The sequence below is a fragment of the Rhizobium sp. BK098 genome (assembly GCF_014193155.1).
Taxonomy (GTDB): domain Bacteria; phylum Pseudomonadota; class Alphaproteobacteria; order Rhizobiales; family Rhizobiaceae; genus Rhizobium.
Window position 1 is genome coordinate 448,997 of record NZ_JACHYY010000002.1, and the last position, 15,565, is coordinate 464,561.

Annotated in this window: 13 protein-coding genes and 1 tRNA gene; 6 read left to right on the top strand and 8 right to left on the bottom strand. The window is 60.2% G+C overall.

The window, feature by feature from the left end; genetic code table 11:
- Window positions 1-115: 115 nt before the first annotated feature.
- From FHT73_RS07060 to FHT73_RS07070, 3 genes are all read right to left on the bottom strand, one after another.
- On the bottom strand, window positions 116-1,165 hold the full coding sequence (locus FHT73_RS07060; RefSeq protein WP_112607393.1) for a porin: 1,050 nt from the start codon (window positions 1,163-1,165) through the stop codon (window positions 116-118).
- 540 nt (window positions 1,166-1,705) lie between these two features.
- Window positions 1,706-1,990 (bottom strand): Atu4866 domain-containing protein, encoded by a 285-nt coding sequence (locus tag FHT73_RS07065; RefSeq protein ID WP_246712072.1) that lies wholly within the window; start codon window positions 1,988-1,990, stop codon window positions 1,706-1,708.
- Between the two features lie 32 nt (window positions 1,991-2,022).
- Entirely contained in the window at window positions 2,023-2,751 is a 729-nt protein-coding gene (locus tag FHT73_RS07070) for an SDR family oxidoreductase (RefSeq protein WP_183710549.1), read from the bottom strand.
- 119 nt (window positions 2,752-2,870) lie between these two features.
- On the opposite strand from FHT73_RS07070, the gene FHT73_RS07075 reads away from it, so the two are divergent.
- Entirely contained in the window at window positions 2,871-3,785 is a 915-nt protein-coding gene (locus FHT73_RS07075; RefSeq protein ID WP_183710551.1) for a LysR family transcriptional regulator, read from the top strand.
- Window positions 3,786-3,859: 74 nt separating this feature from the next.
- On the opposite strand, the gene FHT73_RS07080 is transcribed toward FHT73_RS07075, so the two are convergent.
- From FHT73_RS07080 to FHT73_RS07090, 3 genes are all read right to left on the bottom strand, one after another.
- A tRNA-Ser gene (locus FHT73_RS07080) sits at window positions 3,860-3,949 on the bottom strand.
- 129 nt (window positions 3,950-4,078) lie between these two features.
- Entirely contained in the window at window positions 4,079-5,296 is a 1,218-nt protein-coding gene (locus FHT73_RS07085) for an FAD-dependent oxidoreductase (protein ID WP_183710553.1), read from the bottom strand.
- A gap of 142 nt (window positions 5,297-5,438) precedes the next feature.
- Window positions 5,439-6,557 (bottom strand): Gfo/Idh/MocA family oxidoreductase, encoded by a 1,119-nt coding sequence (locus FHT73_RS07090; protein ID WP_183710555.1) that lies wholly within the window; start codon window positions 6,555-6,557, stop codon window positions 5,439-5,441.
- 233 nt (window positions 6,558-6,790) lie between these two features.
- On the opposite strand from FHT73_RS07090, the gene FHT73_RS07095 reads away from it, so the two are divergent.
- From FHT73_RS07095 to iolB, 5 genes are all read left to right on the top strand, one after another.
- Window positions 6,791-7,663: a MurR/RpiR family transcriptional regulator gene (locus FHT73_RS07095; RefSeq protein WP_183710557.1), complete on the top strand. Its 873-nt coding sequence runs from the start codon at window positions 6,791-6,793 to the stop codon at window positions 7,661-7,663.
- Window positions 7,664-7,842: 179 nt separating this feature from the next.
- Window positions 7,843-9,777, top strand: coding sequence for a 5-dehydro-2-deoxygluconokinase (gene iolC, locus FHT73_RS07100; RefSeq protein ID WP_183710559.1), 1,935 nt, complete (start codon window positions 7,843-7,845; stop codon window positions 9,775-9,777).
- A gap of 25 nt (window positions 9,778-9,802) precedes the next feature.
- Complete coding sequence (gene iolD, locus FHT73_RS07105; protein ID WP_183710561.1) at window positions 9,803-11,653, top strand: 3D-(3,5/4)-trihydroxycyclohexane-1,2-dione acylhydrolase (decyclizing); 1,851 nt, start codon at window positions 9,803-9,805, stop codon at window positions 11,651-11,653.
- A 67-nt stretch (window positions 11,654-11,720) separates the two neighbouring features.
- Window positions 11,721-12,638, top strand: a complete 918-nt coding sequence (gene iolE / locus FHT73_RS07110; protein WP_183710563.1) for a myo-inosose-2 dehydratase — start codon at window positions 11,721-11,723, stop codon at window positions 12,636-12,638.
- 70 nt (window positions 12,639-12,708) lie between these two features.
- Window positions 12,709-13,506 (top strand): 5-deoxy-glucuronate isomerase, encoded by a 798-nt coding sequence (iolB, locus tag FHT73_RS07115; protein WP_112335678.1) that lies wholly within the window; start codon window positions 12,709-12,711, stop codon window positions 13,504-13,506.
- A gap of 62 nt (window positions 13,507-13,568) precedes the next feature.
- Here iolB and FHT73_RS07120 read toward each other — a convergent pair whose 3' ends face one another.
- On the bottom strand, window positions 13,569-14,936 hold the full coding sequence (locus FHT73_RS07120) for an MATE family efflux transporter (RefSeq protein WP_183710565.1): 1,368 nt from the start codon (window positions 14,934-14,936) through the stop codon (window positions 13,569-13,571).
- Between the two features lie 65 nt (window positions 14,937-15,001).
- Complete coding sequence (locus FHT73_RS07125; RefSeq protein ID WP_112607435.1) at window positions 15,002-15,436, bottom strand: glyoxalase superfamily protein; 435 nt, start codon at window positions 15,434-15,436, stop codon at window positions 15,002-15,004.
- Window positions 15,437-15,565 lie beyond the last annotated feature (129 nt).

A 15,565-nucleotide genomic window follows, 5' to 3' on the forward strand; every position in this document is an offset into this window, starting at 1 on the left:
TCTATCTTCAAGATCAGAAAGAAATGCCGCTGCCGATAACGCAAAAAGCCCGGCCTTTCGACCGGGCTTTTCCTCACCGAAGTGAGAAATCTCATATGACCGAAGTCAAATCAGATTAGAACGAGCGCTCGAAGCGAAGGATACCAGCCCACTGGTCCTTGTTGATGGAGTCCCAGTTGGTGTAGGAGACTTCCGGCTCGATGAGCAGGTTCTTGACCGGGTTCCACTTGACGTTCGTGGTAGCGGCGAAGACCTTGGAGTCGGTGTAAGCGAGCTGCAGGTTCCACTTCAGCTTTTCGTTGACCGGTACGCCAACGCCACCCCAGACAGCCCAGTCGCCCCAGCCGATGCCTTCACTGCCTGCACCAGCGTACTTGTTGAGCTTGTCGCCGTCGGTGTTCCAGCCGCCCATCAAGAAGGCCGAGAATACGCCGAAGTCAGCGTCTACACGAGCCTTGATGGCGCCTTCTTCGACGATCGAGTCGTAACCGCCAACGACCTTGAAGGACCATGCGCCAGCCTTGTAACCAGCACCGGCAACAACGTCAGGCAGGTAGTGGTTGGTGCTGTCTTCGCCGTTTGCGCCAGTTGCGCCAGCGCCCGAGTTGCTGTCTTCAACCGAGATCACAGCCGTGAAGCCGTTGCCGGCGTCGTAGTTGTAGGTGATCTGGTTCAGTTCGTACGGGCCGTCATAGACCACGTCGTCGTTGATGACGTCGCCGGCGTAGCCGGTGAAGACGTTGAACTGCGAGTCTTCCTTACCAACGGTGAAACCGCCGAGGCTGATGCTGGCGTGCAGCAGGTTGGTCGACGTCGCGTTGCCGTCATTCCAGTCCCAACGCATTTCGGTGTTGGTCTTCAGCGGGCCGTATTCGGTGTCGGTTGCCGTCTGCAGCTGCAGCTCAGCACGCGTGTGCCAGAGAGTGCCATTGTGGCTGTCTGCGTCGTAAGCATCGTACCATTTGCCTTCGGTACGAACCTTACCGCCGATCTTGAGGCAGGTTTCGGTGCCCGGGATGAAGAAGTAACCAGCACCGTATGCGTCGCAGATGCGAACGTATTCCAGCGGCTCGGGCTCAGCAGCGACGATTGCGTCAGCCGCGTGAGCGCCGGATACTGCTGCAAGCGCAGCAGCGGAGCCGAGAAGAAGGCTCTTGATGTTCATATTGACCTCCAGTCAAAGTTTTATCTCGAGAATGAGAACTACCCGAAGGCATTCCCTGCCCCATCCTCGTGTTTCAAGAAGTGGACGATCAATCGCCCTCGCTTCCGAGAGTGAAAATACAAGACGCGGCCTGTCACGCAATCGACATCTTCTCCGAAAGGGGGATTTGCGTAAGCCTTCCGCAATTCCTGTTGCTGAAAGGACACAAGTCGGCGACACGGTGGCCGCATTTATTTAGACTTCGTTAAGAAACGTCTTAATCTACGGGTACTTACGCCAACGGCTGGAATAGCTTCAGTCAGCTGGAAAAAGGCGGGGAAATGGCCATTCCATGGCTAACCGGCGGATTTTTGCGCGGTCCGGCAAGCTCTTTGCGGCACTGGCCTCGCTTCGTCGCCGGACAAATAGCCACTTGTGACTTCCACCCGCGTCCCAAAACGAAGCAAGGACGCGGGTGATTCCAGGATGAGCGATTCGGACAAGTGCAGGCAGCCATTGGAAAAGGAAGGGCCGCTGAGTACCAAACGCCGCTCCGAACCATCATTTCCTTCGATAGAGGATCATCCCGGCGTGATGGAGCACGCCATTGATAAAGTCGCCATCTGCGGTGAAACCGGTGTCGTCCCAGTAGTCGATATGATCCCCAGTCAACACGTAGCGCCCCTGATAGGCACGCTCACGGCTCCCCCGCGCCTCGATATAGCGGCCGTTCGGCAGGAGTTCATGGCGGATATGACCGTCTGCGGTCACCCACATGCCGGCGTAAGCGCGAGTCGGTTTCTTCATTTGGATTCGATCCTCGGAAAGTGCCGGCGAAGCGAACAGGATGCCTGCCAGGATGAGAGCAAGGGAGCGGATCAATGCGCCGCCCGCGTCGGGCGGACGACGATTTCATTGACATCGACATCATCGCGCTGCTCGACGGCGAAGCGCACCGCCCGACCGATGGCATCGGGAGTCAGCGCAACGGCTCGATAGGATTTCATCGCTTCGGCTGCCACCGGATCGGTGATCGTATCGGCGAGCTCACTCTCGACGACGCCCGGATGGATGCAGGTGACCCGGATGTCGCGGCATTCCTGCCGCAGCCCATCGGAGATCGCCCGAACGGCATACTTGGTCGCGCAATAGACGGCGGCGGTCGGAGAGACAGCCAGCGCCCCGATCGAGGCGATATTGATGATGTGGCCGGAACCACGCGCCGTCATTTCCGGCAGGACCGCCGCAATGCCGTGAAGCACGCCCTTGATGTTAACGTCGACCATTCTGTCCCATTCCTCGACCTTCATCGAGGCCATTAGGGAAAGCGGCATGATGCCGGCATTATTGACGATCACATCGACGCTTCCCCACGCCAGGCGTGCCGCCTCTGCAAAGGCAGCTACGTCAACCCTGTCGGTGACATCGAGCCGGCGGGTCATGACCGTGCCGCCCTTTTCCCGCATCTCGGCCGCCAATGCTTCCAATCTGTCGATGCGCCTGGCGCCCAGCATGACCCTTGCGCCGGCAGAAGCGAGTTCGCGGGCGATGCCCGCGCCGATACCGCTGGAGGCACCTGTAATGAGAATGACTTTATCGATGGGCATTCAATCACTCCTTCTTATATGAACGGTTCTCTTCCAGAACCGGATACGAGAAGGATACAGCGCTTCATTGTCGTGATAAGACATCCATTCAGTGACAGCTTGGAAAGTAAAAGTTACCAATGTGGCCTGATCTCAATGCCCTCTCCGTCTTCATCCTGGTCGCTCAGGAGCGCAATTTTCGCGCCGCTGCCGATAGGCTCGGCGTCACCCGCTCGGCAATCAGCCAGACGATCCGGCGATTGGAGGAGAGCATGGGCATCGCGCTGCTGCAGCGCACAACCCGCAGCGTCAGCCTGACCGAGGCTGGCGAACGGCTTTATGCGGAGGTGGAGCCGGCAATCTCGGACATACGTACCGCTATGGAAAAGACGGAGACTTTGCGCACCCAACCTCGCGGTCAATTACGGCTTGCCGTCTCGTCGATCGCGGAGCGTTTTCTCGCCGGCGACTTTCTCGCAGGCTTTGCGGACGCCAATCCCGAAATTCAGCTCGACATCACCGTCACGGACGAGGAATTCGACATCGTATCGGAAGGTTACGACGCGGGCGTCCGGCTTGGCGAAGTCATCGAGCAGGACATGATTGCCGTACCGGTCGCCGGTGACGAGCGGCAACTGGCCGTCTGTTCCCCGGCCTATCGCGACCGATTCGGCATCCCCACGCATCCGAAAGAACTCTCGATGCATCGATGCATAGGCTGGCGATCCTCACCGAAGGCTGTCCCCTATCGTTGGGAGTTTGCCGAGGCAGGCAAGGAATTCCGGGTAGAGGTCGCGCCGGAGGTGACGACGAATGACATGGGCGTGATGATCAGGCTGGCCGTCGCCGGAGCGGGAATCACTTTCGGAATGGAGGAAAGCTTTCGCGCCTTCATCGGCAGAAACGAACTGGTGCCGATCCTGGAGGAATATTGCCCCTATTTTCCGGGCTTCTACCTCTACTATCCCAACCGACGGAACATGGCTCCCAAGCTGCGCGCGCTCATAGCATATCTGAAGCGCTACGAAGGCTTTGCAGGCCGAAATTCCCGATAATAGCTGGCCTTGATCGGCTTGGCGCAGCGCCAAGATCGCGGGCCGTCGCCTGCAGGGTAGGATACTCGGGAAAATGGCGGAGAAGATGGGATTCGAACCCACGATACCATTTCTGGTATACTCCCTTAGCAGGGGAGCGCCTTCGACCACTCGGCCACCTCTCCGGTGCGGCCCTGATAGGGCCATTCATTTATCGACGCAAGCGCTTTTTCGCGCTTGTGTACGTTCTTTCCATGATTCAGCAACAGGCGATTGTCGACCGAACCATGCTCCGGCGGGCTCGAAAATTCACATCAAGCCAGCAGCTGCTTCAAATCCGCGGCCGGGTCGGCAAGGATCTCCCTGGATGGATTGGCGCCGGTTTCCAGCAGCTTCTTGCCGGTCACATAGGCCTTTGCGTCGTTTATCGCGTCGACGGCGATGAAGCGGCCCTGCTTGAAATACCAGACGGAAGCCGCGCCCTCGCGGAGGCCCGGACGCAGAAGGGTCTCGTCGTAACCCAGGTTGAAGCCGGCGATCTGCAGCTTGACGTCATATTGATCCGACCAGAACCACGGCTTTGGATCATAGGCTTTTTCGCCGCCGGCTATGATTCCCGCCGCGGCCTCAGCCTGATCGACAGCGTTCTGCACCGATTCGAGCCGGATGCGGCCGCCCTCCCAGGGCAATTCTACGCAATCGCCCATGGCGAAGATCGTGGGATCAGAGGTGCGGGCGAACGAATCGACGACGATGCCGTTGCCGACCTCGAGACCGGCCTCCTTGGCGAGCCTGTCATTCGGGGCGACGCCGATGCCGACGACGACGAAATCGACATCGATGGTAGACCCGTCGGACAATTCGGCGGCGATGACATGATCGTTACGCCCGATGAGCTGCTTCAGGCCGGTCTTCTCACGAATGACGACATCGTGCTTTTGATGAATGGCTCTGAAAATATCGGCGGTTTCCTTGGCCGCCACACGCTGCAATATCCGGTCGCCCATCTCGATGAGCGTGACCTCAAGGCCGCGATGGCGCGCGACAGCAGCGGCCTCAAGCCCGATATAGCCGCCGCCGATGATGAGCACCCGGCGGCCTGGGCGCATTTCGCCAGCAAGAAGATCGGCGTCTCGCTTGTCACGGGCGAGATAGACGCCTTCGAGCGCGCCGCCGACGGAGGGCGGCAGGCGGCGGGGCGTCGAGCCAGTCGCAAGCGCTAGGGTCTCGTAATCCACCCTGGAGCCGTCCTGCATGACGATCTGCTTTGCGGCACGATCGATCTGTTCGACCCAGGTGGACACACGAATCTCGACATTATTGTCGGCGTACCAATGTTCGGGCCGGAACAGCAGGCGATCGAAAGCCATCTCGCCCAGCAGGTACTTCTTGGTCAAAGGTGGGCGCTGGTAGGGAAGGTTTTCCTCGGCACCGACGATGGTGATCGGCCGCGAATCACCCAGCCCGCGCAACTTGGCCGCAAGCGCAAAACCCGCCTGTCCGGCCCCGACAATGACCAATCTGCCCGTCACGTTCCGTACTCCATGTTATTATGCCGCTCCTTCCGCGTTGCGCGGAAGGCTGCCTATGGACTTCAGGGGTAACGCCTGCATCCGCAAGCGTCAATCACGGCTGACCCTGCGCCCCGGATCGGGAGAAAATTAGGCCAAACGCTCAGCTTGATATTTCGACCCAGCGGCGTTCGTGGAAGGATTGGGCCATGGCGTGCACCGATTTTTCGATGCGCAGGCCGTCTTTGAAAGTCACGACTGACGCAGCCTCGCCTGATATGGCTCTGATCAGCTCTCGGCACTCGATGATCTTCAGATCGTTGAAGCCAAGACCATGACCGGGCGCCGGGATGAAACGGTCATAGGGCTTGTGCGCGGGTGCGGCCAGCACCTTGCGGAAGCCCTGCTCGCTGTCCCTGCCCTCGGCCTGATAAAGCTCGAATTCGTTCATGCGCTCCTGGTCATAGGAGATCGAGCCCTTGGAGCCGAAGATCTGCAGGGCTATCCGCCCCTTGCGGCCCCAGGCAGAGCGATTGGCCATGAGCACCGCGGAAATGCCGCCGCCAAGCCGCATCAGCACATTGGCGAGATCGTGGTTTTCGACGGCGCGGGTGCCGCCGTCCTTTAGGGGACGTTCGGCATAGGGCTTCACCATATCGGTGATCACGGCCTCGACGTGGCCGAACAGGAACCAGAGAAGCGAAAGCGGATGCACGGCGAAATCATCCAAAGCGCCGTAACCGGAAGCAAGTTCGCTCTTCCAATAGAAGAGACCGTTCGGATCGGCCATGAAATCCTCGTCCATCTCGACACGGACGTGATTGACCGCGCCGATCGCCCCTTCTGCGATCAGCGCCTTGATGTGACGCATCACCGGGTTCTGGATATAATTATAACCGAGGATGGCGACCTTGCCGGAGGCCTTGGCTGCGGCCAGCATGCGCTCGGCATCGCCATAGGACGGCGCCATCGGCTTTTCGCACCAAACGTGCTTGCCAGCTTCAAGGGCTGCGATCGCCATTTCCGGGTGGAACTGGTTGGGGGTCGTGACTGAGACGACGTCGACATCGGGATCGGCGATGAGAACGCGCCAGTCCGCCGTTGCCTTTTCGAAGCCGAATTCGTCACCACGCGCCTTTGCCAGATCGGCATTGGCTTCGGCAAGATGCACCAGGTGCGGCCGCGCGACATCACCGAATACTGTTTTGACCGCATTCCAGGCTAGCGCATGGCATTTGCCCATATAACCGGTGCCGATCAATCCAACGCCCAATGGCTTCATTTGCCTTTCCTCCTCACATATTCTCCCGAAGTGGACGATTTTTGGAATATTTAGACCGTTTTGACAAGCGCACTCATGGTATCGACTTCAATCCGAAATGACGAAAACCCATATTTATATGTGTAAATTCATTAGCTTAAAATTATTCGTGCCGAACGATTCAAAATCCGGTATCGTTGCAAATATGGAATATCTGTTTCATTGCGGGCATGTGGGGAGCTGAAGGACGGCGCATGGACAACAATGTCGAGACGCAAACCAGGGTGCCGCGCGACTTCGAAAGCCTGCGCAGCATCATCATCGAGCGCAAGAACGCCATGCCAAAGCGCCTCGCGCAGGTTGCCGCCTTCGCGCTCGGCAATCCCGATGAGATCGCCTTCGGCACGACGGCGAGCATCGCCACTGCCGCCGAAGTTCAACCCTCCACGCTGGTGCGCCTTGCCCATCACCTCGGCTATGAGGGCTTTTCCGATCTTCAGAGCATCTTTCGCGAGCGGCTGCGCGACCGGACGCTGAGTTATGAGGAGCGGTTGGTAACGCTCGAACGCTCCGGCGTAGAGAACGAAGAGGCCAGTATTCTCTCGGGCTTCCTCTCTGCGGCGAGCCAATCCGTCAACAAGCTCGCCGCAACCATCGAGACCGACACCTTCGCCAAAGCCATCGACGTGCTTGCAGCGGCCGAGACAATCTATCTGATCGCCAAGCGCCGCTCCTATCCGCTGACGGCACATATGACCTATGCTTTTTCCAAGCTCAACATACGTCACCAGATCGTAGCCTCGCCGAACGGCATCGACGGCGAGATCACCCGCTTCGCCACGGAGAAGGACGCAGCGATCGCAGCGAGCTTTTCGCCCTATGCCGCCGACAGCTTAGCGCAGGCACAGGATCTTGCAGCGCGCAAGGTGCCCGTCATCGCCATTACCGATTCGGCCTTCTCGCCGCTTACTGCCTGCGCGGATTACTGGTTTGAAGTGGCGGAAGCCGATTTTGCCGGTTTCCGCTCGCTGTCGGCGTCGATGGCGCTGATCATGGCCTTTCCGGTTGCCATTGCCGAGCGCCGGCGAAAAGCTGCGACAAAAGCCGATAAAACGAAAATGGAATAAACATTCCGAATTGACAAAATCTCGGAACCAATGTTTCACTACAACCAAGATCACGGCCGCGGGAGATGGTCGCCAGATCCATAGCAGCCGGGACGAAAAGAGCACCGGCACTTTCAATAACGCATGATCTCGGCGCAGGCTGAAAAGCAGAAGAGGTCATGCCCCGACGGGAGGACATCATGGCACACGACAATCCTGGCGCACAGCCGGAGACAAAACTCGATGTGATCACTATCGGCCGATCCTCCGTCGACCTTTACGGCCAGCAGATCGGCTCGCGCCTGGAAGATATAGCCTCTTTTGCCAAATCGGTCGGCGGCTGCCCGGCCAATATCGCCATCGGCACCGCACGACTCGGTTTGAAATCGGGTCTGATCACCCGCGTCGGCGACGAGCAGATGGGCCGCTTCATCCGCGAACAGGCGGCGCGCGAGGGCGTGGCGGTCGATGGGATCGCGACGGACAAGGAGCGGCTGACAGCGCTGGTGCTGCTGGCGGTCGAGGCCGAGGGCGTCTCGCCGATGATCTTCTATCGCTCCGACTGCGCCGACATGGCGCTGAGCGAGGATGATATCGACGAAGGCTTCATCAAGTCCTCCGGCGCAGTGCTGGTATCCGGCACGCATTTTTCCAAGCCCAATACCGAAGCGGCGCAGCGCAAGGCGATCCGCATTGCCAAGGCGAACGGCCGCAAGGTGATCTTCGACATCGACTACCGGCCAAATCTATGGGGTCTTGCCGGTCATGCCGAGGGTTTCGAGCGCTATGTGAAATCGGATCGCGTTTCCTCGAAGATGAGGGAAACGCTGCCGGATTGCGACCTGATCGTCGGCACGGAAGAAGAGATCATGATCGGCTCGGGCGTCGACAACGTGCTCGGCGCGCTCAAGGAAATCCGCCGCCTCTCTCCAGCGACCATCGTGCTCAAGCGCGGCGCGATGGGCTGCATCGTCTATGACGGCCCGATCTCCGACGATCTCGAAGCCGGCATCGTCGGCCAGGGTTTCCCGATCGAGGTCTTCAATGTTCTCGGCGCGGGCGATGCCTTCATGTCGGGCTTCCTGCGCGGCTATCTGCGTGGCGAACCGCTGAAGACCTGCGCCACCTGGGCGAATGCCTGCGGCGCCTTTGCCGTTTCCCGCCTGCTCTGCTCACCGGAATATCCGACGTGGACGGAGCTCGATTTCTTCCTGAAGACGGGCAGCGAGCACAGGGCGCTGCGCAAGGACGAGGCGATCAACCACATTCATTGGGCGACGACCCGTCGCGGCGACGAAATCCCGCTGCTAATGGCGCTTGCGATCGACCATCGTTCGCAGCTCGTCAGCGTCTGCGATGAGCTAAGCGTCGGTTACGACAAGATCGTCGCCTTCAAGCGGCTCGCGGTCGAGGCTGCGGCGCGTGTGGCCGACGGCCGCCAGGGCTATGGCATGCTGATCGATGAACGCTTCGGGCGCGACGCCTTCTTCGATGCGGCAATCAAGAATTTCTCCTGGATCGGCCGCCCCGTCGAGCTGCCGGGATCGAAGCCGCTGAAATTCGAGTTCAGCCAGGATATCGGCTCACAGCTCGTTGAATGGCCGCTCAACCATTGCATCAAATGCCTGTGCTTCTACCATCCAGACGATCCGAAGGAGCTGAAGGCGGAGCAGCAGGAGAAGCTGCGGACGCTGTTCGAAGCCGCGCGCAAGGTTGGCCGCGAGCTTCTGGTCGAAATCATTGCCAGCAAAAACGGACCGCTGACCGACGATACTATCCCAACGGCGATGGAAGAGCTTTACGCGCTCGGCATCAAGCCGGATTGGTGGAAGCTGGAACCGCAGGAATCGACGGCCGCCTGGAAAAAAATCGATGCCGTGATCGCCAAAAATGATCCATGGTGCCGCGGTATCGTGCTGCTTGGCCTGGAGGCACCGGCGGAGGAACTGATCCGCAGTTTCGAGGCAACGCTGGCGGCCCCTTCGGTCAAGGGTTTCGCCGTCGGGCGGACCATCTTCTCCGATGCGGCCCGCGCGTGGCTGTCGGGTGGCATGAACGACGAGGAAGCGATTGCCGATATGGCCGGCCGCTTCCGGCAATTGACGCAAGCGTGGCTTAAAACCCGCGGCCTGTAAGAAACAAGCATTTGGGAGGCGCCCGATGGGCAAGACGATCCGATTGACGATGGCACAGGCCGTCACGCATTTCCTCAAGAAGCAGATGACCGTCATCGACGGGCAGAAGCAGCCGATTTTCGGCGGCGTCTGGGCGATCTTCGGTCACGGCAACGTCGCCGGCATCGGCGAGGCGCTCTATCAGGTACGCGAGGAATTGCCGACCTTCCGTGCCCACAACGAGCAGGGCATGGCCCATGCTGCTATTGCCTATGCCAAGGCAAGCTTCCGCCAGCGCTTCATGGCCTGCACGACCTCCATCGGCCCTGGCGCGTTGAACATGGTCACGGCGGCCGGCGTTGCGCACGTCAACCGCATCCCCGTTCTCTTCCTGCCCGGCGACGTCTTTGCCAACCGCGCGCCCGATCCGGTACTGCAGCAGATCGAGGATTTCGGCGACGGCACCGTGTCGGCCAATGACGCCTTCCGCCCCGTCTCGCGCTATTTCGACCGCATCACCCGCCCCGAGCAGATCATATCGGCGTTGAAGCGCGCCATGCAGGTGCTGACCGATCCCCTTGATTGCGGTCCTGTGACGCTGTCGCTGTGTCAGGACGTGCAGGCCGAAGCCTTCGATTATCCGGAAAGCTTCTTCGAGGAGCATGTCTGGGTGCCGCGCCGTCCGCAGCCGGATGCAGACGAACTTGCCAATGCCATTGCATTGATCCGCCGCTCCGAAAAGCCGGTTATTCTTGCCGGCGGCGGCGTGCTCTATTCGCAGGCGACGAAGGAACTGGCCGCTTTTGCCGAAGCTCATGGTATTCCTGTCGTCGTTACGCAGGCCGGCAAATCGGCCATCGACGAGACGCATCCCCTGGCGCTTGGTTCCGTCGGCGTGACGGGCACATCGGCGGCCAATGCCATTGCCGAGGAGACTGATCTGGTGATCGCTGTGGGAACCCGCTGCCAGGATTTCACCACCGGCTCCTGGGCGCTGTTCAAGAATGAAAAGCTGGCCATGATCGGCCTCAATATCGCGGCCTACGACGCTCTCAAGCACAATAGTCACCCACTGGTGACGGATGCGCGCGAGGGACTGAAGGCGCTTTCCGCCGACCTGGCGAATTGGCGCGCTCCGGCGTTGCTGGCCGAAAAGGCGACGAAAGAAAAGCAGGTCTGGATGGAGGCTGCCGCCAAGGCTATGGCGACGACCAATGCCGCTCTGCCCTCCGACGCCCAGGTCATCGGCGCTGTTACGCGGACGCTCGGCGGCAAGGACAGCATTCTCGTTTGCGCGGCGGGCGGCCTGCCCGGCGAGCTGCACAAGCTCTGGCCGGCGACCGCACCCGGCAGCTATCACATGGAATATGGCTTCTCTTGCATGGGCTATGAGATTGCCGGCGGCCTCGGCGTGAAGATGGCTCGGCCGGAGAAGGATGTCGTCGTCATGGTCGGCGACGGCTCCTACATGATGATGAATTCCGAACTGGCGACCTCTGTCATGCTCGGCCTGAAGATCACCGTCGTGCTGCTCGACAACCGCGGCTATGGCTGCATCAACCGCCTGCAAATGGCGACCGGTGGCGCAAACTTCAACAACCTCTTGAAGGACTCGCGGTTCGAAGTGATGCCGGAGATCGACTTCCGGGCGCATGCTGCCAGCATGGGTGCGATTGCCGTGAAGGTCGCTTCCATCGCTGAGCTGGAACAGGCCATCGAAGCATCGAAGAAGAACGATCGCAGCTCGGTCATCGTCATCGACACCGACCCGCTGATCACCACCGACGAAGGCGGCCACTGGTGGGATGTCGCCGTTCCCGAGGTTAGCCCGCGCGCCGAGGTCAACAAGGCCCGCGCCGCCTATGAAAAGGCCCGCGCCGCCCAGCGCATCGGCTGATTGATTTCTGTCCTATTTCTGGAGGAGCGTTTCAGCTCCTCCAACAGTGTTTTCAAGGAGACCATTGATGAAGGCCAAACTCGGCATGTCGCCCATCGCCTGGTGGAACGACGATCTTCCTGAGCTCAGCGACGACGTATCCCTTGAGGAATGCCTTCGCCAGTCGCGCGGCGCGGGCTTCACCGGCATGGAACAGGGCCGGCGCTTCCCCAGCAACCCTGATGAGATGCTGCCAATCCTGCGCGCCGCCGACGTGACGCTCTGCGGCGGCTGGTTCTCGGGCACGCTCGTCAACGAGGAGCTTGCGGCAAACAAGGACCGCATCGCGCCGATGATCGAACTGTTCAAGGCCGTCAGCGCGCCTTGCATCGTTTATGGCGAGGTCGGCCGCTCGATCCAGGGCGACCGCTCCAAGCCGCTCGCCACCAAGCCGCGCCTTTCGGATGACGAGATGAAGGCCTATGCCCGCCGCGTCACCGAGTTCGGCGAATGGTGTGCCGACCAAGGCATGCCGCTCTCCTACCACCACCACATGGCGGCCGTGGTCGAAACCGAGCCTGAACTTGACGCCTTCATGCGCAATACCGGTGCAGGCATTCCGCTGCTGCTCGATGCCGGCCATCTCGCCTTTGCCGGCGGCGACGTGCTGCGCGCCATCGATAATCACCACGCCCGTATCAACCACGTTCACGTCAAGGATATCCGCAAGTCGGTCGTCGATGGGCTGGATCGCAGCCGGCAGTCCTTCCTCGATGCTGTCGCGCTCGGCGCGTTCACGGTGCCGGGGGATGGTTCGCTCGATTTCGGAGCGATCGTCCAGCGCTTCGCCGATTACGGCTATGAAGGCTGGTTCGTGGTCGAGGCCGAACAGGATCCGCGCAAGGCGCCGCCGCAGAAGATGGCCGAGATTGGCCATGCCGAGCTGATGCGCGTCATGACGGCCGCAGGCTACACGGTGGAAACCGAAGGCTTTCCCAAGGGATAACGGAAGACGAGCACCCCTCTCCTCCGTCACAGGTTGGCGAGGGGTACTCTCCAAGCAATGGAGCAAGACCATGCCCAATCTGAAGGTCAAATCTAGCGGCTCGCATGGCCGCGTCACCCATGTCACACCAGAAAGCGCCGGCTGGACCTATGTCGGCTTCGATCTCCACCGCCTGAAGCCGGGCGAAACCGCTTCGGCCGAAACCGGCGATCGCGAAGTCTGCCTTGTCTGGGTCAGTGGCAAGGGAAGCGCCAAGGCGGGGACTAAGGATTTTGGCTTGCTCGGCGGGCGCATGAGCCCCTTCGAGGGCGCCCCCCACGCGCTCTATATTCCAGCAGGCTCGAGCTGGTCGGTGACTGCCGAGACCGATCTGGAACTGGCCGTCTGCTCGGCCCCGGGCGGCGGCTCCTATGAAGCTCGCGCCATTCCGCCGGGCACGCATCCGGCGCTGACGCGCGGCAAGGGCACCAATGTCCGCCACGTCAACAACATCATGCCGGAAGACGATGGCGCGGCGCATTCGCTGCTCGTCGTAGAGGTGATCACGCCGGGCGGACACACGTCTTCCTACCCTCCGCACAAACACGATCAAGACAATCTCCCGAACGAGAGCTTCCTGGAGGAGACCTACTATCACCGCCTCAATCCGCCACAGGGTTTCGGCTTCCAGCGTGTCTATACCGACGACCGATCGCTGGACGAAGTCATGGTGCTGGAGGATGGCGACGTGACGCTGGTGCCTAGGGGATATCACCCCTGCGCCGCCTGCCACGGCTACGACCTCTATTACTTGAATGTCATGGCCGGGCCTAAGCGGATCTGGAAATTCCACAATGCCGTGGAACATGAATGGCTGCTCAAGTCCTGAATGACGCCTGATATAGGCTCATAGCGAAAAGGCCGTGCTCGAAAGCGCGGCCTTTTCCATTCTCATGCCGGCAACAAGCCATAGCGCCATTTGCGATCCCTTGCATTGCGCGACAATACCAGCCAGGTGAGCAGGATCATTCCCATCTCAGCGAAGATCGGCGTCATCCAGATCCCGCGTTCGCCGAAGACGAGCGGCAGGAGGAATGTCAGCGGCAAGGTGAACAGGTAGGACCGTGACAGACCGAAGATCGCGCCGCGCTTCGCATCGCCGATGGATTGGAAATAAGATGACAGGATGATCGCCTGACCGAAGAGGAAGTAGGCGCCGATCGTCCAGGGCAGGATGCGGCCGACTTCCGCGACGATCAGGGGATCGGCGACGAAGATTGAACCCAGATGTCTCGCCAGCAGCTCGACGATGAGTTCGACGGCGCCGCAATAGACCAGAGCCGAAATCAGGGCGATCAGGACGCTATGACCGACGCGGGCTGGAAGGGCGGCGCCATGATTATGGCCTGATATGGTCTGCAACGCGATGCTCAAGCCCAGCAGCGGCAGATAGGCGAAGGTCATTACTCTTGTGACGATTCCGTATGCGCCGACGGTCGCGACATAATCCCCCTCATGCCAGATCGACACGTTGAAGAGGATCGCCGCCGAGCTCAGCGAAATACCGATGAAACCAAGGCTCATAGGAGCGCCGAAGGCGAAGATGCCGCGCCACTCGCGAACATGCAGCGCCATGTCGATCCAAAGGCCATTCGGCCGATGCAGGCGATAGATGATGACGATCATCAGGCAGATGAATTGCGCCAGGACCGAGCCGCCAGCGGAGCCGACGACGCCCCATTGAAAGACCGCCATCAGCAGCCAGTTTGCCAGAATGTTCAGCAGCGTCGAGGCAAGCGTCACCAGCGTCATGAAGCCGAGCTTTCCTTCGCAACGCAGCCCGTCGAGATGGATCGAAAGAAAGAAGCTGATCGGCGCGAAGGCGACCATGACGCCCATGAAGGCCTCGGCGCTGCGGGCAACATCGGCGTTTCCCGCCGCTGCCACGGCAATGAACTGCCGGCCTGCGAGCCAGTAGACGAGGTTGATCGCCACCACGACGGCAAGCGCCAGCGTATGGGCGCCGGTAAACACGGACTTCGCGGCGTCACGATTTCCGGCGCCGAGACGGCGGGCGAGAATGCTCGCCATGCCGTTTGAAACCAGCGTCTGCAGCGCGATCAGCAGCATCAGCGCGGGAAAGATGAGGCTGACGGCGGAGAGCGCCTCGGCGCCGACATAGACGCCGAGGAAATAGGCGTCGACGACGGCAAAGAGGCCGCTGACTGTCGTGATGATGATGATCGGCGCGGCTGTCTTGGCAAAGACGCCCGGCAGCCAGCCGGTGAGAAACATATTGTTTTCGAGGGTGTGCGTCATGGTGGTATCCGGACGGAATCGCTCGCGAGCGGCAAAGATAGCGGCGTGACAAGCAGGGATGAAGATTAAAGGTCGAGAACCAGATGCGGCACGCCGTTCGATGTCCTGCGCGGCGAAATGCCGTCGGCATCGACTTGGGCATTTATGCGCTGGCGGAATGCCGAGAAGCTCTCGAACTCCACTACATCGACCGGTTCGTCGAAGTGGATGGTGATCCTGTAGAGCCCGCCGGATTTCGCGGACATCGCGAGAACCTTGCCGGTGAACGGCTTGTTCAGATAGCGCCCGCGAACGGCGGAGCCGACATCGAGGGGCGCATCCGGCCCGTCATTCGGTTTTGCCGCAAGCGCCGAGAGCGTGTTCCAATCGCGCAGCCCGTGTTGCTTCGCGATCAGCTCCAGCGCTGTCGAGTGGCTCATGTCGTCGCCGCGCTCGGCCATCGCCTGACGCAGACGCCGGGCCTGAGCCTTCAATTCATCTATGGACGGATACGTCGTCATAGGATTAGCCTTTGCTAAGGCACGCATTTACGACTGTGGAACGGAGCTCGCATTACCGTCAGTCAGCATGCCCTGAATGGCCGTGACCTAAAACAGCGAGGACTTCACCTTGGATTTTCATCCGCGAGC

Coding starts and splice junctions, on each gene's coding strand:
- FHT73_RS07070 (WP_183710549.1), bottom strand. CDS start 2,751: ATGCCCATCGATAAAGTCATTCTCATTACAGGTGCCTCCAGCGGTATC.
- FHT73_RS07090 (WP_183710555.1), bottom strand. CDS start 6,557: ATGAAGCCATTGGGCGTTGGATTGATCGGCACCGGTTATATGGGCAAA.
- FHT73_RS07125 (WP_112607435.1), bottom strand. CDS start 15,436: ATGACGACGTATCCGTCCATAGATGAATTGAAGGCTCAGGCCCGGCGT.
- iolC (WP_183710559.1), top strand. CDS start 7,843: ATGGCACACGACAATCCTGGCGCACAGCCGGAGACAAAACTCGATGTG.
- iolB (WP_112335678.1), top strand. CDS start 12,709: ATGCCCAATCTGAAGGTCAAATCTAGCGGCTCGCATGGCCGCGTCACC.
- iolE (WP_183710563.1), top strand. CDS start 11,721: ATGAAGGCCAAACTCGGCATGTCGCCCATCGCCTGGTGGAACGACGAT.
- FHT73_RS07095 (WP_183710557.1), top strand. CDS start 6,791: ATGGACAACAATGTCGAGACGCAAACCAGGGTGCCGCGCGACTTCGAA.
- FHT73_RS07075 (WP_183710551.1), top strand. CDS start 2,871: ATGTGGCCTGATCTCAATGCCCTCTCCGTCTTCATCCTGGTCGCTCAG.
- FHT73_RS07060 (WP_112607393.1), bottom strand. CDS start 1,165: ATGAACATCAAGAGCCTTCTTCTCGGCTCCGCTGCTGCGCTTGCAGCA.
- iolD (WP_183710561.1), top strand. CDS start 9,803: ATGGGCAAGACGATCCGATTGACGATGGCACAGGCCGTCACGCATTTC.
- FHT73_RS07120 (WP_183710565.1), bottom strand. CDS start 14,936: ATGACGCACACCCTCGAAAACAATATGTTTCTCACCGGCTGGCTGCCG.